Source organism: Streptomyces sp. NPDC007084 (assembly GCF_040703595.1).
Taxonomy (GTDB): domain Bacteria; phylum Actinomycetota; class Actinomycetes; order Streptomycetales; family Streptomycetaceae; genus Streptomyces.
Map to the genome: position 1 here is coordinate 13,462 of NZ_JBEYFY010000063.1, position 20,556 is coordinate 34,017.

Here is a 20,556-nt window from a genome sequence, read left to right on the forward strand (position 1 = left end):
CCGTCATGGCACCCGAACCACCGCTGCTCACCATGTCCGGCATCACCAAGTCGTTCCCCGGAGTCCGGGCCCTCGACGGCGTCGACCTCGACGTACAGGCGGGGGAAGTGCACTGCCTGCTCGGCCAGAACGGCGCCGGGAAGTCCACGCTGATCAAGGTGCTGGCCGGCGCCCACCAGCCCGACGACGGTGTCATCACCTGGCGCGGTGAACCCGTCACCCTCAGGTCCCCGATCGCCGCCATGCGCCTCGGCATCGCCACCATCTACCAGGAACTCGACCTGGTGGAAGGCCTGTCGGTGGCCGAGAACGTCCACCTCGGCCACGAGATCACCACCGCCGGGTTCGTCGTCCGGGGCAGAGCCGCCCGAACCGCGACCGCCGCGCTCCTGAGGCGGCTCGGCCACCCGGAGATCGACCCGGCGCGCCTGGTGGGGGACCTGTCGGCGGCCCAGCAGCAGATCGTCTCGATGGCCCGGGCGCTCTCCCACGACGTCCGGCTGATCGTCATGGACGAGCCGTCCGCCGCCCTCGACCCCGACGAGGTCGACAACCTCTTCCGCATCGTCGGCGACCTGACCGCCCAGGGCGTCGCCGTCGTCTATATCTCGCACCGGCTGGAGGAGATCCGCCGCATCGGCGACCGCGTCACCGTCCTGAAGGACGGACGCGCGGTCGCGGGCGGACTGCCCGCCCGCTCCACCCCCACCCGCGAGGTCGTCGGCCTGATGACCGGCCGCGCCGTCGAGTACGTCTTCCCCGCCCGGCCCGCCGCCAGGCCGCCCGCCGACGCCGTACTGAACGTCCAAGGCCTTTCCAGGGAAGGCGAGTTCGCCCCGCTCGACCTCGAACTGCGCCCCGGCGAGATCGTCGGGCTGGCCGGTCTCGTCGGCTCCGGCCGCTCCGAGATCCTGGAGACCGTCTACGGCGCCCGCAAGCCCACCACCGGCAGCGTCAGCGTCGCCGGCCGGCCGCTGCGCACCGGCAGCGTACGAGCCGCCGTGCGCGCCGGACTCGGCCTCGCCCCCGAGGAACGCAAGGCGCAGGCCCTGCTCATGCTGGAGTCCGTCACCCGCAACGTGTCCGTGTCGTCGCTGTCCCGCTACGCGCACGGCGGCTGGATCGACCGGCGGGCCGAACGCGCCGCGGCCCGCGCCGCCACCCGGGAACTCTCGCTGCGCCCCGACAACCCGTCCGCGCCGGTCCGCACGCTGTCCGGCGGTAACCAGCAGAAGGCCGTGCTCGCCCGCTGGCTGCTGCGCGGCTGCCGGGTCCTGCTCCTCGACGAACCCACCCGAGGTGTCGACGTCGGCGCCCGCGCCGAGCTGTACGCCGTGGTCCGGCGGCTCGCCGACGAGGGCCTCGCCGTCCTCCTGGTCTCCAGCGAGGTGCCCGAGGTCCTCGGGCTCGCCGACCGCGTCCTCGTACTCCGCGAGGGCCGGGTCGTCCACGAGGCTCCGGCCGCGGAACTGGACGAACACCGCGTACTCGACCTCGTCATGGAAGGAAGCCCCGTGGCGGCCAGTGAAGGGAGCCCGGCGTCATGACGCAGCACGTGTCCCCGCCCAGGGAAGGCACCGGAAAGGTGCCCCCGACGGCCGAACTCCCCGCGTGGCGCGCGGTCGTGGCGCGCGCCGACGTCCGTACCCTCTCCCTCCTCGGCGTCCTCGCCGCCCTGGTCGTCATCGGCGCGGTGACCAGGCCCGACGAGTTCCTCGACACCCGCAACCTGCAACTCGTCCTCACCCAGGCCTCGGTGATCGGCGTCGTCACCGTCGGCATGACCTTCGTCATCACCTCCGGCGGCATCGACCTGTCGGTCGGCGCGATCGTCGCGCTCTCCTCGGTCTGGGCGACGACGGTCGCCACCCAGGAGTACGGCTTCGCGGGCATCCTCTTCACCGCGGTCCTCGTCGGCGTGGGCTGCGGCCTGGTCAACGGCCTGCTCGTCGCGTACGGCGGGATGGTCCCCTTCATCGCGACGCTCGCCATGCTCGCCTCCGCCCGCGGCCTCGCCCTCCAGATCACCGACGGCCGCACCCAGATCGTCACCGTGGACGGCGTCCTGCGGCTCGGCGAGCGCGACGCGTACGTGCTCGGCGTCCCGCCGCTGGTCCTCGTCTTCGCCGTGGTCACCGTCATCGGCTGGCTGATCCTCAACCGCACCACTTTCGGCCGCCGCACCGTCGCCGTCGGCGGCAACGCGGAGGCCGCCCGCCTCGCCGGCATCGACGTACGCCGTCAGCGGCTCTACCTCTACCTGCTGTCCGGGCTGTGCTGCGGCATCGCCGCGTTCCTGCTGGTCATCCTCTCCGGCTCCGGCCAGAACACCAACGGCAACCTGTACGAACTCGACGCCATCGCCGCCGCGATCATCGGCGGCACCCTGCTCAGCGGAGGACGCGGCACCATCATCGGCTCCGTCCTGGGCGTCCTCATCTTCACGACGATCACCAACATCTTCGCGCTGAACAACCTCCAGAGCGACGTCCAGCAGATCGCCAAGGGCGCGATCATCGTCGCCGCGGTCCTGGTCCAGCGGCGCACAGCGAGCACGACCTGACACGGGAAGGGTCCACCGCCATGCCAGAACCCACCAGCCTGACCAGCCGCAGAGGACTGCTCTTCGGCACCGCCGCCGTCTCCGCCGGTGTCCTCCTCACCGGCTGCACCAGCAACGACACCAAGGACGACGAGAAGCCCGCCGCGAACGAGGGGCCGGCCGCCGACGACAAGCCCGGCAAGCACGTCACCATCGGCTTCGCCGGCCCCCAGGCCGACCACGGCTGGCTCAACGCCATCAACGACAACGCCAAGAGCCGCGCCAAGAAGTACTCCGACGTCAGCCTGGAGATCACCGAGGGCTCCAACGACACCGCCGCCCAGATCGGCCAGATCGAGACGCTGATCAACAAGAAGGTCGACGTCCTGGTCGTGCTCCCCGCCGACGGCAAGGCCCTCACCCAGGTCGGCCTGAAGGCCATGCGCGCCGGCATCCCCGTCATCAACCTCGACCGGATCTTCAACTCGCCCCAGGCGTACCGCTGCTGGATCGGCGGCGACAACTACGGCATGGGCCTCAGCGCAGGCCACTACATCGGCGAGAAACTCAAGGGCAAGAGCGACGCCCGGGTCATCGAACTGGCCGGCATCGACAACCTGGAACTCACCAAGCAGCGCACCCAGGGCTTCGACGCGGCGCTGAAGAACTACCCGAACATCAAGAAGGTCGCCCGCCAGGCCGCCGAGTTCACCGTCGAGACCGGCCAGGCCAAGATGGCCCAACTCCTCCAGGCGCAGCCCAGGTTCGACGCGCTGTGGAACCACGACGACGATCAGGGAGTCGGCGCGCTGCGGGCCATCGAGCAGGCCGGACGGGACGACTTCCTGATGGTCGGCGGGGCCGGCGCGCTCTCCGCCTTCCAGGCCATCGAGGCCGACGACAGCGTCCTGAAGGCGACCGTCCTCTACCCGCCGACCATGGCCGCCTCCGCCATCGACCTCGCCCGCACCCTCGGCCAGGGCAAGGGCGTCGGCGGGCTCGCGGAGTTCGAGATCCCCGCCTCCCTCACCCTCTACTCGGCCGTGGTCGACAAGGACAACGTCAAGCAGTACATGCCCACCGGCTTCAAGTGAGCCGCCCTCCGAGCCAGGGGCCCGGCACGGGGGTCCGGGCCCCTTCCCCACCGCGCGACGACCAAGCCGGCCAGGACCACGAGGACCACGAGGACCACGAGGACAACAACCACGAGGAGGACATCCGTATGGGACAGCCGCACCGGGGTGACGAGGCCGCGAAGCCCCCACTGCGTGTCGGGATGGTCGGCTACGCGTTCATGGGCGCCGCCCACTCGCAGGGCTGGCGCACCGCGGGCCGCGTCTTCGACCTGCCGCTGCGCCCCGTCCTCGCCGCGGTCTGCGGCCGGGACGAAGCGGCGGTACGGGCAATGGCGGACCGGCACGGCTGGGCGGCGGCCGAGACGGACTGGCGCGCGCTGATCGCCCGCGACGACATCGACCTCGTGGACATCTGCACGCCCGGCGACAGCCACGCCGAGATCGCGGTCGCCGCACTCGCCGCGGGCAAACACGTGCTGTGCGAGAAGCCCCTCGCCAACACGGTCGCCGAGGCCGAGGCGATGGCCGACGCCGCGGCATCGGCCCTGGAACGCGGCCAGTTGTCGATGGTCGGCTTCAACTACCGCAGGCTCCCCGCCACCGTCCTCGCCCGCGCCATGATCGCGGAGGGCCGCCTCGGAGCGCTGCGGCACGTGCGGGTGACGTACCTTCAGGACTGGCTGGTCGACCGCGAGTTCCCGCTCACCTGGCGGCTCCGCAGGGAGGCTGCCGGTTCCGGGGCGCTCGGGGACCTCGGCGCCCACATCATCGACCTCGCGCAGTTCCTCGCGGGGGAACCGCTCGGCGGGGTGTCCGCCCTCACCGAGACGTTCGTCCGCAGCCGGCCCTGGCCCACGGGGGCGTCCAGCGGCCTGTCGGCGGTGCCCGGGCCGGGCGGACCGGCAAAGGAGGGGGCCGCCGGTCCGCCCGGCCCCGGGCCCGCCCCGGACACACCAACGGGCTCCCTCCACGGCTCCGACTCCGACTCCGACTCCGACTCCGGCTTCGGCTCCGGCGCGGGCCCGCGGCCGGGGACCGTCACCGTGGACGACGCGGCCCTGTTCACCGCCCGCTTCGCCTCCGGCGCCCTCGCCTCCTTCGAGGCCTCCCGCTTCGCGACCGGACGCAAGAACGCCCTGCGCATCGAACTCAACGGCGAGCGCGGCTCGTTGGCCTTCGACCTGGAACGCCTCAACGAACTCTCCTACCACGACCACACCGAGCCGGCCACGCACGCCGGCTTCCGCCGCATCCTCGTCACCGAACCCGACCACCCCTACCTCGACGCCTGGTGGCCGCCGGGCCACGGCCTCGGCTACGAGCACACCTTCGTGCACCAGGCCCGCGACCTGGTCCTGGCCGTCGCCGCCGGCCGCCCGCCCACCCCGTCCTTCGCCGACGGACTCCAGGTGCAGCGCGTCCTCGCCGCGGTCGAGGAGAGCGCCGGGAAGAACTCCGTCTACACCCCCATAGCGGTCTGAGGAGGCCCGGAATGCCGCGCACCTTCACGCTCTTCACCGGCCAGTGGGCCGACCTGCCCCTCGAAGAGGTCTGCCGCCTGGCCCGCGACTTCGGCTACGACGGCCTCGAACTGGCCTGCTGGGGCGACCACTTCGAGGTCCCAAAGGCGCTCGCCGACCCGGCGTACATCGACTCCCGGCGCGCCCTGCTCGACACGTACGGACTGACCTGCCGGGCGATCTCCAACCACCTCGTCGGCCAGGCCGTCTGCGACGCCATCATCGACGAACGCCACCGCGCCATCCTGCCCGCCCGCGTCTGGGGCGACGGCGAGGCGGAGGGCGTACGGCAGCGGGCCGCCGCCGAGATCGCCGACACCGCGCGGGCCGCCGCCGCGCTCGGCGTCGACACCGTCATCGGCTTCACCGGCTCCGCGATCTGGCACCTCGTCGCGATGTTCCCGCCCGTCCCCGACTCGATGATCGAGCGCGGCTACGAGGACTTCGCGACCCGCTGGAACCCGGTCCTGGACGTCTTCGACGCCGAGGGCGTCCGGTTCGCCCACGAGGTCCACCCGGGCGAGATCGCCTACGACTACTGGACCACGCACCGCGCCCTGGCAGCGGTTGATCACCGGCCCGCCTTCGGCCTGAACTTCGACCCGTCCCACTTCGTGTGGCAGGACCTCGACCCGGTCGGCTTCCTCTACGACTTCCGCGACCGGATCTACCACGTCGACTGCAAGGAGGCCCGCAAACGCCTCGACGGCCGCAACGGCCGCCTCGGCTCCCACCTGCCCTGGGGCGACCCGCGCCGGGGCTGGGACTTCGTCTCGGCGGGCCACGGCGACGTCCCCTGGGAGGACGTCTTCCGCATGCTCCGCTCCATCGACTACACCGGCCCGGTCTCGGTCGAGTGGGAGGACGCCGGCATGGACCGCCTCCAGGGCGCCCCCGAATCCCTGCGGCGCCTCAAGACGTACGACTTCGACCCCCCGTCGGCGTCCTTCGACGCCGCCTTCGAATCCAAGGACTAGCCACCCCGTAGCGACCCCATCACCCCTGGTCACCGGGGCCCGCCCCCGCCGCGCGGACCGGCCCCGGGAGCCCGGATACGCAGGTGAAAGGCACTCCGAAACCTTGGTATTGTTGTCCACGTCGCCACGGGGAACACCCCCGGCCAGGCGACAGACACCTGGTCCGGGTGGCGGAATGGCAGACGCGCTAGCTTGAGGTGCTAGTGCCCTTTAACGGGCGTGGGGGTTCAAGTCCCCCCTCGGACACCAGCAGAGACCCCAGTTCACCTGGGGTTTTTCTGTTTCTCCGGCTGTGGCGCCCGTACCGGGCCATGGTGTAGCCCGGCGAGTGGTGCCGGACGTTGGCGGAGACCTCGACGGGGTTCTCCCCGGCCTCCAGATCGTTCGTGACCTTGCTGTGCCGCCGGTCGTGGACGCGGAAGTCCTCGGTCAGGTGGAGCCGGGTGCGTAGGGTGCGTGCCGACACCCTCTCGGGGTCCTGCGGTCCCCCCGCCTCACCCCGGTACAGCTTGAAGCCGTCACGGGCGAAGACGAGATCACTGTCCGCCCACGCGGAGCCGAGCCGTTCCCGCTCCGCGTTCTGGCGTTCCCTCTGCCACTTCAGGACGTTCATCACGAACTGGTCCACGTAGATGACGGCGTTGTCGTCGCCGTCCTCGGTGAGCTTGCGCAGGCGGTAGGTGTTGCCCTCCTCGACCACGACCCAGGCGGGGCGTCCCGCAGACAGTGGTGGGTCAGGCCCCCGTCACAGGCCCGGTTGCCGGCAGTCGAGCAACCGGCCCACGCCGTCGCGGTCTCGCTTCTCGTTTCGCTCGGTCGCCGCCATGGAGGAAATCATTGGCCGAGAAAGCGGCGGCTGTGTAGTTCTTTCCCGTCATGGACTAAAGATCATGAACGGCAGGCAGTAGACCATGACATCAAAAGAGCCCTTGCTTCCTCATCGAAAAGTGCATAGCCCTCCAACGTGGAGAACAAGTCCAGATGCATTTCGATGTCTCTCGGGTCTCTCAGGATCACGACACCGGTCGTGTTCTCCACGGTGGCCAGCCTGTTGTCATAGGCGGTGAAGGTATCCATCGGAGCCATAGGCTTGTATCCCGCAATCGGGATCACCCCGAGCTTCACATTCGACAAGTGAGTGAGTGAGGCGAGCCGGTCAATTTGCATCGCCATTGCAGCCGGGTGCAGGAGTGGCCACCTGACAGCCTGCTCGGTGAGGATGAAGGTGAACCGCTTCGTCGTATCGTAAAGGACTTCCTGCCGCTCCAGCTTCCTCGCTACCGTCTTGGTGATGTCGGCCGGAGAATGGGCGAGGCTGGCCCGGATGTACTCAGGGGTGGACAGCAGACCAGTAATCATGGACAGCAGAAAGAAGCGGAACTCCGTACACGAGGATTCCAACGCGGCAAGCTCGGTCTGCTTCTTTTCCAGCCCTCTCCGGCGAAGCGAGCGAAGGTCTTGCCACTCGGTGTTAGCCAGTCTAGCGAGAGCAATCACCTCTTCGATGACCTCGGGCGGAGCAACGACAGCCCGGAGGATTCTCTCCAGGTCGAGCAGGCTCGGCAGGATTTTCCCATTCTCGATCCGGCTGATCTTCGATTGGGACATGTTGCAACGCCGAGCGAGCCGGTCCCCAGTGAGGCCGGCTCGCTTGCGCAGTTCTTTCAGCAGGGCTGCCAGTTCCTGTCTTGGCTGCCCCAACTGTTCAGGGTCGAACGTCACCCGCTCACGTACTCCAGGAATGGAACCGACTCGGCCACGGCGATCCGCTTCAACTGTCGGTACGGCTCCGGGTCGCCTTCGTACAGTTTCCGATTGATCTGTGTTCCGTCCGCCCGGTAATTCATCAGAACTACCTTGGACTCATCGAACATCCAAAAGTCCTGATCCGGCAGTCCGGGATTCTCACGGTCGGTGAGATCGAGGATACGGATATCCTCGCCCGCCTTGACGTGATGCCGGTAGTAATACTCGAACTCGAACCGCAGGTAATCCGAAAGCGGGCGCGTCACGACATGCACCCGGCCGACGCTCTTTCCTTCCGAGGCCCATTGCCGGATCTCGTCCATCCACGCCGAGGTGTAGTCATCCGGCGACTTCTCCCCGGCGAGAAAGCGCTTCAGCTTCTCCGCTTCCTGGGGCATGGTGTAGACAGGCAGCGTCTCCAGCCGCCACGCCTCACGCTCCATGGAATCGAAGCAGTCATTCCACGCGTCACCATCCAAGTGCACGGAACGCCTCCCTGAGAACCGCCTCCGGGATTTCCACGAGCCCTTCCCCAGCAGGCGGGGTGAAGGCGGCGGACACGTCGCCCTGCACCACGAACGATCCGGTAGCCGTGCGGTACACGTTCGGACAGTCCTTCTCTCCGCACTCGCCGTTGCCGTTGCCCGTGAGCCGGGTGAGTGCCGAACGTTCGGCCATGCCAAACCCCCCTGCTCTAGCCCCGTTTGGGCCGCCTGGCCAACGACAGTAGAGGGGGTGGCGCTACGCGTCTATGCGTGAACGCGACTATGCGTGTCCTTGCATAAACAGGTCCCCGACCGCGCCAGCCCACCCCGGTACGCGGTCACGTACGCGACCGTGCAGACTGGGCGTAGCCCTGTGGCGCCGTCCGGGAAGCCTGACCGGGGACGGGCGCCTCGGAGGAGGGTTGGTCACATGACCAACGCGTGACCAACAGGGGCTAGGGTCGGCGCTTTTGGTTGTGCCGAGCGCAGCGCAGCGGTGACGGACGGTTGACTCAAGCGCTGTTGTCAGAGTCGACCGCTAGCGTGCGCACATGCCCGGTAACCGACAGAAACCGATGGAGGCTCGGCCCTCCCGTTCGGAGGCCGCGACGAACGCAGCTCCTTCGAGGGGCCCGGAAGCCGATGCGAAGCCGAAGGGCATCGCGATGTACCACGACATGCGGGTCGAAGAGGATTTCACCAAGTGCGCTACCCGCCTCTTCGCGGTCCTCAAGACGGCCGCACGAGTGAGCCCTGGCGCACCGCGCCACGTTTACCTCGACATTCAAGGGCATCGCAACGCCGTCGGCGGCTTCGACGCCGATGCCCTGGAAATCGTCCGCGAGTTCCTGCTGGGATTCCTCCGCCCCTACCTCACAGAGATCACGACACCGCTCTACCGCGTGCGGAATCCCGAGCCGCAACGTGAGGACATCCCTGATGCACTCAACGTCCTGGACCCCGACCGTGAACACTCCTACGACCACCGCGATTTGCGCGTGCGCAACCGGGACAGCAGCCCTGACGCGCGCCGGTCCAGACCCCCGGTCCGGGCCATCGCCGACTATCTGGGTCTCGATGAGCCGATCTGTCTGATCTGCTGGCAGGCACCGGTGGAGAGGGCCCACGTCGTGCCGGAGTCGCTCGGCGGTTCCAACGATGTGCGCAACTTCGCTCTCCTCTGCCCGCGCCACCACCGTGAGGCCCCCGACGTCGCGGACGCCGAGGCATTCTGGTCCTGGGTCGACTACGCCTGCGAACGCGACGGGCATATGAAGTGGGAAGGCGTGGACCCGGAGACGCTGGCGACGGCGGAACGCGTCGGCCTCCCCATCGAAACGCGCGGACCGGTGCGGAAGAGCGCGCGCCATTTCGACCGCGTCCGTGACGAACTCGTGCGTCATTACGGCTGGTGCTCGGAGGATTTTGCCGGCGGTTCCCACTGGGGAGCGCTGATGCAGGAATTCCACACGGTGATGGAATCGGCGACGAGCACACACTTCAACGTATCCAAGAAGGCCTCCACCGAGGCGTGGGCCTTCGAAGTCGCCCGCAGGCGCCTGAGAGACGGAGTCGCGGAGCACGAGGCCGGCAATGACGAGGCGGCGGTGTCGAGCCGCCCGTCGGTCGGATTGGCCGAACGGACGATGGGTAAGTCGTCCAACAATGACGGTGCGCGGAGCCTGGTAGACGCCGCACGGCGCGTCGACATAGCAACCGAAGCGGCGGCACTCGTGCGCGGCATCATCGGTTCGGCGGGCGTTTCGAGCGCCGAGGAAGTGCTACGGGGTATCCAAGAGGAGCTGGCAGACCGCACTGCGCAACTTGACCGGCTGCATGACGAGTTGATGGCCTACGACGTCTGCCGGCACTGCGGGCACGCTATCGCCCGGGTCGGGGACGCTTCCTGGCGCCACAGCGCTGCGGCACCCATGTCCCGTGGCTGCCGGGCCGCGAGTTTCGACCGGGACGGCACATGGGACGACTCTCTCGACCGGGCGTGGAAGGCAAGCCCACCGAGGACGCGTCGGTGAGCTGTGCCCCATCGTCCAGCGCGCGTATGGGAGTGCTTTGTCTGTGGTCTGCGGAGGCCGTGCCGGCCCCCGCAGACGTCGCTCGGACCGGCACCGCCCCCGCGGTCGGTGTTCAGGAAGCCGGTCCCCGTTCCCACAGCCACACGCACGCGTCGGGCGGTATCGCCGGCGTTCCGTCCGGTTGCTCTGTCAGGGGGGCGCTGGACAGGGCCAGGTCGGTGTTCCGGGGGAGGGGGACCGGGGTGGTGGACAGGTTGGTCAGGCAGTGGAAGCCGGTGGGGCGGGTGAAGGCCAGGACGTCGGGGGGTGCCTCGGTCCAGGTCAGGGTTTCGGGGAGGCCGGCCAGGCGGGTCCGGCGCAGGGACAGGGCCGTGCGGTAGAGGTTCAGGACCGAGTCCGGGTCGGACTGCTGGGCGGCCACGGAGAGGGCCGTCCAGGCGGGGGGCTGGGGGAGCCAGGGGGCGGCCGTCGCGTCGCCGGGCGAGAAGCCGAGCGACGGGCCGTCGGCCGTCCAGGGCAGCGGGACGCGGCAGCCGTCGCGGCCCCGGTCGGCGCCACCGGAGCGGACGAACGTCGGGTCCTGGAGAAGGCCGTCGGGGAGGTCCTGCACCTCGGGCAGCCCCAGCTCGTCCCCCTGGTACACATAGACACCGCCCGGCAGAGCCAGGGTGAACAGCGCCGCCGCACGCGCCCGGCGGCGGCCCAGGTCCGTGTCGCTCGGGTCCAGGAGCCGCTTGTCGGACATGTCGAACGAGGTGTCCGCGCGGCCGTAGCGGGTGACGTGCCGGATCGTGTCGTGGTTGGCGAGCACCCAGGTGGGCGGGGCGCCGACCGGCTCGTGCGCGGTGAGCGTGCCGTCCACCACCTCACGCAGCGCCCGCGCCTCCCAGGGGGCGCACAGGATGTCGAAGTTGAACGCCGAGTGCAGCTCGTCCGGGCGCAGATAGCGGGCGAACTGCTCGGCGGTGGGCAGCCACACCTCGCCGACGAAGGTCCGCTCCCCGTCGTAGGCGTCGAGGATCTTGCGCCAGGAGCGGTAGACCTCGTGCACGTCGTCCACGTCCTGGTACGGCAGGTCGGTCGGGTCGGGGGCGGGGCCGACGTCCGGCAGGCCGGGCTTCTTGGCGAGGCCGTGGGCGACGTCGATCCGGAAGCCGTCCACCCCCCGGCGCAGCCAGAAGTGCAAGATGTCCTCGAACTCGGCCCGCACCGCCGGGTGTTCCCAGTTCAGGTCGGGCTGCTGGGGCGCGAACAGGTGCAGATACCAGTCGCCGGGCGTGCCGTCGGCCTCGGTGACCCGGGTCCAGGCGGGGCCGCCGAAGTACGACTGCCAGTCGTTCGGCGGGAGTTCGCCGTGCTCACCGCGTCCGGGCGCGAACCAGAAACGGTCGCGCGCCGGTGATCCCGGGCCGCCGGCGAGCGCCTCGCGGAACCAGGGGTGCCGGTCGGAGCAGTGGTTGGGCACGAGGTCGACGATGATCCGCAGGCCCCGCGCGTGCGCCTCGCCGATCAGGGACTCGGCCTCGGCGAGGGTGCCGAAGACCGGGTCGATGTCCCGGTAGTCGGCGACGTCGTAGCCGCCGTCGGCCATGGGGGAGACGTACCAGGGGGTGAACCACAGGGCGTCCACGCCGAGTTCGCGCAGATACGGCAGCCGGTCGCGGGCGCCGGCCAGATCGCCGACGCCGTCGCCGTTGCCGTCGGCGAAGCTGCGGACGTAGATCTGGTAGATCGCGGCGTGCCGCCACCAGGGGGCGGCGGTACGGGGCGCGCGCTCGGTCACGTGGACTCCTTTTCGTTGCGTGCTGCGTGCTGCGTGCTGCGTGGTGCGTGGTGCGGTGGGGCGAGGGTGCGGGCCCGGCCTGCGGGGCGTTGCGGCCGGGCCCGCGGAACAGGGGGCTACCAGCCGGAGTTGCCGGAGCCGCGGTTGACGGTGAAGCCGCCGGCGAGGTTCAGTCCGCCGGACGCCGCGCCGGTCACGGTCACGCCGGAGAAGGTGCCGGACCCGGCGGAGTTGATCTCGATGCCGTACGCGCCGGTCTTGTCGATGGTGAGGTTGCTGACGGTGAGGTTGCCGACGGTCTTCTGGTAGGAGACGAGGACCGCGCTGTAGGTGGAGTCGAGGATGGTGTTGTCGGTGACGTTCACCGGCGCGGTGATGTCGGAGGCGTCGGCGTAGATCCACAGGGCGCCGAACCTGCTCTGCCAGTTCGGCTCGTAACCGCCGGTCCTGGACAGGGTGTTGCGGGCGACCGTGGTGGTGCCGGTGAAGGGCAGCGGGGCGGGGTTGAAGTCGCGGGTGCTGATCGCGATGCCCGCAGAGGCGGTGACCGTGTCGGAGATCAGGTTGTCCTCGACGCGGTTGCCGCCACCGCCGTAGACCGCCGCTCCGTTGGCGAGCAGCGGGAGCTGGACGGTGTTGAAGCGGAAGGCGGAGTCCGTGACGGCCCGCGCCTCGGAGTACATCGCGAGCGCGTCGTCACCGGTGTTGCGGACGCTGGAGTGGGAGATCTCGGTGCCGGCGGTGCCCTTGTGGAGGTTGACGCCGTCGGCGAACGTGTCGCGGATGCGCAGTCCGCTCGCGTACAGGCCGGTGGTCGGGGCGTCGATCCACAGGCCGACCTTGGTGTGTTCGATCCAGACGTTCTGGACGGTGGAGCCGCTGCCGAAGTCGCCCTCGACGGCGGTGTCGAAGCCGGCGTCGTCCCGGTAGGTGGCGTCCCCGGAGATGCTCAGGTCCTGCACGGTGTTGGTGCCGCCCTGCCCGAACAGACCGCCCTTGCCGTTCTTGCCGCGCAGCACCGTGTACCACTCGCCGGCGCCGCGCAGCGCGATACCGGTGAGGTTGACGTGCCCGGAGATGTCGTAGGTGCCGGACGGCAGCCAGAGTCCCTTGCCCTGGCTCCTGGCCGTGCCGACGGCCGAGTTGAGGGCGGCGGTGTCGTCGGAGCCGTCGTCGGCGGTGACCCCGAGGGTGGTGGCGGAGACGAACCCGGCGGGCATGGCGTAGGCGCCGGGCGCGGTCTCCGTCTCGACGAGGTCGAGGGTGTACGAGGACGCGGTGTCCCCGGCGTCCTTCTGGAACTTCAGGACGGTTCCCGCCGCGAGGGTGCTCGCCAGCCGGACGTGGACCTCGTCGAAGAAGCGGTGCCCGGAGCCCTGGGAGGGGTCGTTGTTGTAGGGGTAACCGCCGTACACCCAGGAGTACTTGGTGGTCAGGGTGAGGTCGCGCAGGTGGCTTCCGCCGGCGTACAGGCTCAGCGGCGCTTCGTAGGGGCTGCCGGAGGCGTTGTCCGGGATCGAGTAGCGCAGGGTGAGCGCGTTGGCAGGCTTCGCCAGGGTGAACTGGACGTACTCACCGGTCTGGTCGAGGACGACGGCTCTGCGGCCCGAGGCCTCCGAGGCGGTCTTCAGATAGGTGCGGTCGGGCCCGAGGACGGAGCCGTTGGTGCTGCCGTTCTCCAGCTCGTAGGCGGTGTACGGGACGGTGGCGCCGCGGGTGGCGTTGGCGGTGGCCGCGGTGATGTTCAGGCCGTCGAGCTGGAGGTTGCCGTTGTCGCCGGATTCCTTGCGCAGGGTCAGGTTGTTGAGCCCGGCGCGCAGGGGTGCGTCGGTCGTCGCGGTCTTCCAGTCGCCGGAGGTGGCGGGCAGGGTGAGCCTGCGGACGGTGAGCCCGTTCGCGACGAGGGTGATGGTCGCGGCGGTGGCGTCGGGGGTGCGGTAGCGCACGTCGAAGGAGTACGTCCTGGCGTCGGCCGCGTTGACGGCGAAGACGGCGCGCGCCCCGGTGGTCCCGAACCCGGTGAGGTAGCCGCTGCCCGTGTAGCCGCCCACGGAGGAGGCCTTGGCGGGGCCGCCCGAGGCGAACGCGTTCTCCGCCTCGTGCGTCACGCTGCCCGTCGGGGCGTTGGGCGTGGTGGCGGTGACGTTGTCGAGGTTGACGTTGCCGCTGTCGGCGGACGTGAAGGTCAACGCGACGGTGTTGGCGCCCTTTTGGTAGGTCAGCGCCTCGTCGGTGGTGGACCAGGTGTCCCAGTTCGCGGTGGCGGGGAGGCTGATCTGCCGGACCTTGGCGCCGTTGACGTACAGGCCGAGTGTCATGACGGCGGTGGTGCCGTTGGCGTACCGGATCTTCAGCGAGCCGCTGCCCGCGACCGCCGAGGAGACGGTGAACGTCGTGGATGCGGTGCCCTTGTGGCTGTCGGTGTAACCGCCGACGTAGCCGGTGCCGGTGTAGCCGGGGTGCTCGGTCTCCTTGACCGCTCCGCCGGTGAGTGCGGCCGACTCGGCTTCCAGCGTGGTGGACGCGGCGTGCGCGCGGGGGGCGGCGGCCACGCAGAGGAGGGCGGCCAGCAGGGCGAGGAGCAAGGGGGGAACGAGTGCTCTGGTGCGGAGTCCCGGTGATCGTGACATGGCGGTCTGTCCTTCCGTCGGGGGCGGCTCGCCCGTGGGGGTTCGGCTCGGACGGGAACGGGGCTGCCCGGGCGCGGGCAGCGCTCGGCCGGGGGAGCGGGCCGAGGGGATCTGGGGAGGGGATCTGGGGAGGGGTGAGACGTGCCGGTGGTGACCGGGTGACCGGTGTCAGCCCTTGAGGCTGCCGGCGGTGAGGCCCGTGATGATGTGGCGCTGGAAGACGAGGAAGAGGACCAGCAGCGGGATGGAGGCCATGACCATGCCGGCGAGGAGCTGGTTGGCCGGCATGAACTCGGCGAGGCGGCCGAGGGCGACGGTGATCGGCTGCTTCGACGGCTCGGGCAGCACGAGCATCGGCCAGAGGAAGTCCTTCCAGACGCCGACCACCGCGAAGATGGACACCACGGCGAGCACCGGCCGGGACAGCGGCAGCACGATCGAGACGAGGACCCGGACAGGTCCCGCGCCGTCGATGCGCGCCGAGTCGAGGAGTTCGGCCGGGATCTGGTCGAAGAACCGCTTCAGGATGAAGATGTTGAAGGCGTTGGCCGCCGCCGGGAGCCAGATCGCGAACGGCGTGTTGATGAGGTTGACGTGCACCAGCGGCACGTCGGTCACGGTCAGATAGGTGGGGACGAGCAGCGCGGACACCGGCAGCATCAGGGTCGCCAGCATCATCCCGAGGACGACGTTGCCGAGGACCGGGCGCAGTTTGGACAGGGCGTAGGCCGCGGACACGTCGATGACGAGCTGGAACAGCCAGGCGCCGAGGGCGAGCAGCAGGGTGTTGAGGAAGTAGGTGCCGAGGCCGACGTTGGTCCACGCGTCGGCGTACGCCTCGGGGTGCCAGGTGTGGGGCAGCAACGTCGGGTCGGGGTCCGCGAGTTCGGCCGACGACTTCAGCGCGCCGGTCGCCATCCAGTAGAGCGGGAAGACGAACGCGAGGGTGAAGCCGGTCAGGGTGAGGACGAGGACGGTGCGGTACAGGACCCGGCCGGTGCGGCGGGTCATCTCGGTGGGTGCGATCAGGGTGCGTTCGGCGGCGGTGGCCATGGCGGTTCCTCTCAGCCCTTGGTCCGGGTCAGCCGGAGGTAGCCGGCCGCGAAGGTGCCGAGCACCACGAAGAGCACGGTGCTCATGGCGCTGGCCATGCCGAAGTCGTTGTAGACGAAGGCGTAGCGGTACAGCAGGAGCAGGACGGTGACCGTCGCGTCGTCGGGGCCGCCGCCGGTGAGGACGTACGGCTCGATGAAGACCTGCATCGTGCCGATGACCTGGAGCAGCAGCGTGATCATCAGGATGAACCGCATCTGCGGCAGGGTGACGTGCCACAGCCGCTGCCGGATGGACGCCCCGTCGATCTCCGCCGCCTCGTACAGCTCGCCCGGGATGCCGCCGAGCGCCGCCAGGTAGATCAGCGTGGTGGTGCCCATGTTGGCCCAGGTCGAGACGAGGACCAGCGAGATCATCGCGAGGTTCTCGGACTCCAGCCACTGCTGCGGCGGCAGGTGGACCAGCTCCAGCGCGCTGTTGAACAGGCCGGGCCCGGGATCGTAGAACCAGCGCCACAGCAGCATCGTGACGATCGGCGGCAGCATGACCGGCAGATAGACGGTCATCCTCAAGTACGCGCGCCCGTGCCGGAGTTCGTTGAGGACGACGGCGGTGAGGAAGGGGGCGGCGAAGCCGAAGACCAGGGCGAGCAGGGTGAAGTAGCCGGTGTTGCGCCAGGCGGTGACGAACAGCGGGTCCTCGAAGAGCCGCCGGAAGTTGTCCCAGCCCACCCACTCGGCGGGCTGGGCGAAGGTGACCTGCTGGAAGCCGAGGAGCCAGCCGCGCACGATCGGGTACCAGGAGAACACCGCGAAGCAGAGCACGCCCGCGGCAAGGAACGCGTAGGCGACGAGGTTCTCGCGGACGCGCCGGCGCCGCCGGGACGGACTCGCGCCGCCCGGCGCGGACGCCCCCACGGTGACACGGGCCGGGCTGGGTGCCCGAGTGGGCTTCTGCCGTGGGGAGTTCGGGGTCGGGGTGAGGGGCTGCACGCTCATGTCACTTGACCGTGGCGAGTATCGAGTCGACCTTCTTCGCGGCGTCGCCGAGCAGGTGGCCGATGTCCGCGTTCTCCCGGGTGAGGACAGCCTGCATGACGCTGTCGAGGACGGTGTAGATCTGCTGGGCGTTCGGCGGTTCGACCTTCTGCGTCAGACCGCTGTTGCGCTCCATGAACGGCTTGTAGTTTTCCTGCGGGACGGTCGCGTACCGGGCGTGCACCGCGTCGACCTTGGCCTGCGTCGGGCCGGTGTAAAGGCGGTCGAGCGGCAGGCCGATGGGCACGTCACCGCCCTTGGAGCGCTTGTCGTCGTGCTCGGCGCGCTCGGGGTTGAGGTACTTCCACTGGATCCACTGGACGCCGGCCCTGATCTGCTCGGGGGAGGCCTTCGGGTTGAACATGAAGCCGTTGCCGCCGCCCAGGGTCGCGGTGCCCGGCATCGCGGCCACGCCGAACTCGGCGTACCGGCGCTCGAACTGCTTGACGATGGTGGGGATGTTGTCGGGGCCCGCCATGTAGATGCCGAGCTTGCCGGAGCCCATCATCTTCTGGACGTCCTCGATCTGGAGCAACTGCCGGGTGCCCATGGAGCGGTCGGTCCAGCGCATGTCGTGCAGGTAGGTCAGCGCCTCGCGCCCCGCGTCACTGTCGAACGCGGCCTTCCAGCGGCCCCCTTGGCGGGTGGCGATGTCGCCGCCCAGCGAGTAGACCCACGAGGTGAGGTGCCAGCCGCCCTGGTTGTTCTTGCTGTAGTCGGCGTAGCCCACGATGCCGTCGCCCAGCGCGGTGATCCGCCGGGCCGCCTCGCGCACCTCGTCCCAGGTCGTGGGCGGCTTCTCCGGGTCGAGTCCGGCCTTCTCGAACAGGTCGCGGTTGTAGATCAGCCCGAGGGAGTACTGCCCGTTCGGCAGGCCGTAGATCTTGCCGTCGGGTCCGGTGAAGACCTTCTTGAACGCGGGGGCGACGTCCGCGACGTACGGGATTCCCTTGAGGTACGGGGTGATGTCGGCGCCCTGGCGGCGCTCGATGAGACCGGCGGGGTCGGTGAAGTAGACGTAGTACACGTCCTCCAACTGGCCGCCCGCCAGCTTGGCCGAGAAGGTCTTGGGGTCCATGTAGCCCTCGCGGGCGTCGATCCTGATGTGCGGGTGACTCTTCTCGAAGTCCCTGACGTCCTGCTCGTACCACTTGCGGTCGACGGGCTGCGTCTTCGGCGGCATGCCGTTCACGGAGATCGTCACCTTGCCGTCCTTCCCACCGGACGACGAGGAGCCGCCGCATGCGGACAGCCCGAGGGCGAGCGTCGACGCGATACCCGCACCGACGAAGCCGCGGCGGGACAGAGAGTCGGCCATAACGATCAGCGCCTTCCTGAGGTGAGCCCGGGGACGCCGGTTCCCGGGCAGCAGCGATGACGCAGACCGTAAAAGGTGCCATGCAAATCGTCAATGAAAAAGCGCAAAAAACTGATCGCGCTGATGAAGTGGGCTGATCCGCGGTGACTAGCGGGGGCGGGCGGCCGTCGAGCCGCGCACGATCAACTCCGTGCCGAACAGCAGGGGTTCGGCCGGTGCGGCCTGTCCGTTGAGCTGGGCGACCAGGGCCGTGATCGCCGCGTCGGCCATCGCCTGCACCGGCTGCCGCGCGGTCGTCAGGGGCGGGTCGGTGGCGACCATGAACAGCGAGTCGTCGAACCCCACCACGGAGAAGTCGTCCGGCACCTCAAGGCCCTGGCGGCGGGCGCCGCGGATGACGCCGAGCGCCAGCGCGTCGCTCGCGCACACCACCGCGGTGACGCCCTGGGCGGCGAGTCGGGGCACCGCCGTCGCGCCGCCCTCCATCGAGAACATGGTGTGCGCCACCCAGCCGTGCCACACCTCCGGCGGCACGCCCCGGGCACGCCAGAAGGCCGCGTACCCGGCGAGTTTCCGGGCCGACGGAACATGCCCGACCGGCCCGGCCACCAGTCCGATCCGCTCGTGCCCCAGGGCTGTGAGGTGCGTCAACGCCTGTTCGGCGGCCTGCGCGTCGTCCGCCGAGACCTGCGCCGGACCGCGGTTCTCGTCGGCCGCGTTGATGAGGACGAGGGGGATCCTGCGGTCCAGCAACGCCTTGCTCTGCTCGGGTCCCGCGTCGGCGTAACTGGACCCGACGAACACGATCCCGCCGATGTTCTGCCCCAACAGCCGCTGGATGTAGTGCGCTTCGGAGGACCCGTCGGCGGTGCGAGTGCAAAGGACCGGTATCAGCCCCTGCTTGTTCAGGCGGCTCGCGAGCGCCTCGGTGAACGCGGGGAACACCGGGTTCTGCAGCTCGGGCACCACCACGCCGACCAGCGGCGCGCGTTCACCGCGCCCGACGGCGGGGCGCTCCAGGCCGAGCACGTCGAACGCCCGGAGCACCTTGTCCCGGGTGGCGGGCGCCACGACCGAACTCCCGCTCGCCACCCGGCGGACGGTCACTTCACTGACGCCGGCGAACGCGGCCACCTCGGAGAGTCTCGTTGTCACGCGAGTACTGTACAACTGCCGCCGCAAAACAGGATCAGATTTACGCAAGAAGATGACAGCAATGTCGGGGTGGTCGCGTGGGCGGTGATCGGGCTCCGTGGGCCGGGTTCTGCTGGCCCGGTCGGGTCGGGTCAGCCCAGCCCGGCCCAGCCCGGCCCGGCCCGGGCCCGCGGGGGTGCGGTTTCCTGGGCGCTGCGGTTACGCCGGTGCGCGGACGCCGTCCAGGGCCACCGAGAGGACCCGGTCGCGCTGGGCGTCGTCCAGGAAGTTCGTCGCGGTGATGCCGGCGATCATGCGCAGCAGGTCGTCGAAGTTCATGTCGGCGCGGGCCTCGCCGGCCTTCTGCGCGCGCTCGAAGAGCGGTCCGCCGGCCGCGTACATGGAGTCCCGGCAGGCCAGGAAGATCTCCGACTCGTCGTTCAGTGCCTCCCGGATGGCCCGCTTGGTCACCGTGTATTCCACGAAGCGCCGCAGCCAGGACGTCAGCGCGTCCCAGGGCTCCCGGCCGGAGACCTCCTCGGCGACCCGGCACAGGTCGTCGACCTCGCCCGCGTAGACGCTCTCGAACAGATGCCGGCGGGTCGGGAAGTTCCGGTACAGCGTGCCGATGCCGACCCCGGCGCGCCGGGCGACGTCCTCCAGGGAGGCGTCCGCGCCCTTCTCCGCGAACGCCTCACGGGCGGCGGCCAGCAGCGCGTCGTAGTTGCGGGCGGCGTCCTTCCGGTGCGGACGGCGGGACGCGACGATCTCGCTGACGGGGTACGGCTCTGCCGTCACTGCTGCCTCCCGGCTGGATCGGGTTGAAGCGGAGGTGGGCCTCCGCTACAGTGGAGGGGTACCTCCACTTTAACAGCCGGGGTGCGTCCGGCGTCGGCCGCGTGCGGCCGCACACGGCGTCGACGCGCACGTGACCCCGGCTCCCGACCCGCTCGCGGGCGGCGCGACGACGCACCGGCTCCGCGGCCGACCGCCCCGCCCGTGCGACCGCTGTTCCTTTCTCTCGTCTCCCGTCTCCCGTCTCCCGCGCGAGCGCCGTCGCGGTCGCCGGTGTGCCCGGACGCCGAAGCGCACCCGCCCGCCCGTCCCATACGACCCCGCGCCCGTACGTCCCCTACGACCCCGCGCCTGCCCGCTTCCCTCGACCGCGCCCGTACGTCCCGTCCGTCCCGTACGACCGTGGCCGCCCGTTCCCTGGGACCCG

General features: G+C 69.8%; 16 protein-coding genes and 1 tRNA gene. 7 read left to right on the forward strand and 10 right to left on the reverse strand.

Going from position 1 to position 20,556, the window contains the following annotated elements; translation table 11 throughout:
• Positions 1-5: 5 nt before the first annotated feature.
• From AB0912_RS30985 to AB0912_RS31010, 6 genes are all read left to right on the forward strand, one after another.
• Positions 6-1,547, forward strand: a complete 1,542-nt coding sequence (locus tag AB0912_RS30985; protein ID WP_366705709.1) for a sugar ABC transporter ATP-binding protein — start codon at positions 6-8, stop codon at positions 1,545-1,547.
• Positions 1,544-2,563 (forward strand): ABC transporter permease, encoded by a 1,020-nt coding sequence (locus tag AB0912_RS30990; protein ID WP_366705711.1) that lies wholly within the window; start codon positions 1,544-1,546, stop codon positions 2,561-2,563. The genes AB0912_RS30985 and AB0912_RS30990 overlap by 4 nt, the downstream gene beginning before the upstream one ends.
• Before the next feature lie 20 nt (positions 2,564-2,583).
• A complete protein-coding gene (locus tag AB0912_RS30995; protein WP_366705713.1) occupies positions 2,584-3,636 on the forward strand; it encodes a substrate-binding domain-containing protein in 1,053 nt (350 codons plus the stop codon).
• A 128-nt stretch (positions 3,637-3,764) separates the two neighbouring features.
• Complete coding sequence (locus AB0912_RS31000) at positions 3,765-5,099, forward strand: Gfo/Idh/MocA family oxidoreductase (protein ID WP_366705743.1); 1,335 nt, start codon at positions 3,765-3,767, stop codon at positions 5,097-5,099.
• 11 nt (positions 5,100-5,110) lie between these two features.
• The gene (locus tag AB0912_RS31005; RefSeq protein ID WP_366705715.1) at positions 5,111-6,115 is read left to right on the forward strand and encodes a sugar phosphate isomerase/epimerase family protein; all 1,005 of its coding nucleotides are present in this window, start codon (positions 5,111-5,113) and stop codon (positions 6,113-6,115) included.
• Positions 6,116-6,276: 161 nt separating this feature from the next.
• Positions 6,277-6,364, forward strand: a tRNA-Leu gene (locus tag AB0912_RS31010).
• A gap of 639 nt (positions 6,365-7,003) precedes the next feature.
• Here AB0912_RS31010 and AB0912_RS31015 read toward each other — a convergent pair.
• The 3 genes from AB0912_RS31015 to AB0912_RS31025 are packed head-to-tail and all read right to left on the reverse strand — an operon-like array spanning position 7,004 to position 8,539.
• Positions 7,004-7,837: a helix-turn-helix transcriptional regulator gene (locus AB0912_RS31015; protein ID WP_366705717.1), complete on the reverse strand. Its 834-nt coding sequence runs from the start codon at positions 7,835-7,837 to the stop codon at positions 7,004-7,006.
• A complete protein-coding gene (locus AB0912_RS31020; RefSeq protein WP_366705719.1) occupies positions 7,834-8,346 on the reverse strand; it encodes a DUF6879 family protein in 513 nt (170 codons plus the stop codon). The genes AB0912_RS31015 and AB0912_RS31020 overlap by 4 nt, the downstream gene beginning before the upstream one ends.
• A complete protein-coding gene (locus tag AB0912_RS31025; protein WP_129768018.1) occupies positions 8,330-8,539 on the reverse strand; it encodes a hypothetical protein in 210 nt (69 codons plus the stop codon). Before AB0912_RS31025 ends, AB0912_RS31020 begins: the two co-directional genes overlap by 17 nt.
• A gap of 472 nt (positions 8,540-9,011) precedes the next feature.
• Here AB0912_RS31025 and AB0912_RS31030 point away from each other — a divergent pair, with 472 nt between their 5' ends.
• A complete protein-coding gene (locus tag AB0912_RS31030; protein ID WP_366705721.1) occupies positions 9,012-10,379 on the forward strand; it encodes an HNH endonuclease in 1,368 nt (455 codons plus the stop codon).
• Positions 10,380-10,491: 112 nt separating this feature from the next.
• On the opposite strand, the gene AB0912_RS31035 is transcribed toward AB0912_RS31030, so the two are convergent.
• The 7 genes from AB0912_RS31035 to AB0912_RS31065 form a co-directional block, all read right to left on the reverse strand.
• Positions 10,492-12,162 carry a glycoside hydrolase family 13 protein gene (locus AB0912_RS31035; protein WP_366705723.1) on the reverse strand — a complete coding sequence of 557 codons (1,671 nt, stop codon included), beginning with the start codon at positions 12,160-12,162 and terminating at the stop codon, positions 10,492-10,494.
• 116 nt (positions 12,163-12,278) lie between these two features.
• Complete coding sequence (locus AB0912_RS31040; protein WP_366705725.1) at positions 12,279-14,792, reverse strand: CBM35 domain-containing protein; 2,514 nt, start codon at positions 14,790-14,792, stop codon at positions 12,279-12,281.
• A gap of 168 nt (positions 14,793-14,960) precedes the next feature.
• Positions 14,961-15,845, reverse strand: a complete 885-nt coding sequence (locus AB0912_RS31045) for a carbohydrate ABC transporter permease (protein WP_366705727.1) — start codon at positions 15,843-15,845, stop codon at positions 14,961-14,963.
• Positions 15,846-15,856: 11 nt separating this feature from the next.
• Positions 15,857-16,843: a sugar ABC transporter permease gene (locus AB0912_RS31050; RefSeq protein WP_366705729.1), complete on the reverse strand. Its 987-nt coding sequence runs from the start codon at positions 16,841-16,843 to the stop codon at positions 15,857-15,859.
• A gap of 1 nt (position 16,844) precedes the next feature.
• A complete protein-coding gene (locus AB0912_RS31055) occupies positions 16,845-18,200 on the reverse strand; it encodes an extracellular solute-binding protein (RefSeq protein WP_366705731.1) in 1,356 nt (451 codons plus the stop codon).
• A 147-nt stretch (positions 18,201-18,347) separates the two neighbouring features.
• Positions 18,348-19,355 (reverse strand): LacI family DNA-binding transcriptional regulator, encoded by a 1,008-nt coding sequence (locus AB0912_RS31060; RefSeq protein WP_366705733.1) that lies wholly within the window; start codon positions 19,353-19,355, stop codon positions 18,348-18,350.
• A gap of 198 nt (positions 19,356-19,553) precedes the next feature.
• Positions 19,554-20,132: a helix-turn-helix domain-containing protein gene (locus tag AB0912_RS31065; protein WP_366705735.1), complete on the reverse strand. Its 579-nt coding sequence runs from the start codon at positions 20,130-20,132 to the stop codon at positions 19,554-19,556.
• Positions 20,133-20,556 lie beyond the last annotated feature (424 nt).